The organism is Bradyrhizobium cosmicum, assembly GCF_032290525.1.
In the GTDB taxonomy this organism is placed as follows: Bacteria; Pseudomonadota; Alphaproteobacteria; order Rhizobiales; family Xanthobacteraceae; genus Bradyrhizobium; species Bradyrhizobium cosmicum_A.
The window spans coordinates 1-279 of sequence record NZ_JASXTA010000186.1; the positions used below are offsets into that span (position 1 = coordinate 1).

At 65.2% G+C, this 279-nt stretch carries 1 protein-coding gene; it reads right to left on the reverse strand.

What is annotated here, in order from left to right:
- A partial coding sequence (locus QSV46_RS39590) for a condensation domain-containing protein (RefSeq protein ID WP_314964076.1) occupies nucleotides 1-261 on the reverse strand: 261 nt, incomplete at its 3' end.
- Nucleotides 262-279: the final 18 nt, after the last annotated feature.

A 279-nucleotide genomic window follows, 5' to 3' on the forward strand; every position in this document is an offset into this window, starting at 1 on the left:
GTTCTGCTCCTGCAACTGACGCAGCCACTCACCGACCAGCGCTTGCGGGCTCGGTGCGTCGACAATCGGCAACGTGTTGATGAAGAGGCCCACCATCTCCTCGGAGCCCGGAAGGTCTGCCGGACGGCCCGACACGGTCACCCCGAAACAGACGGCGGCCTGCCCCGAATGCCGCCGCAACAACTGCGCCCACGCCGCCTGAACGAGCGTATTGAGCGTCACGCGCTCGCGCTTCGCAGATGCCTTCAGCCGTTCGGTCAACTCCGGATTCACCGAAAG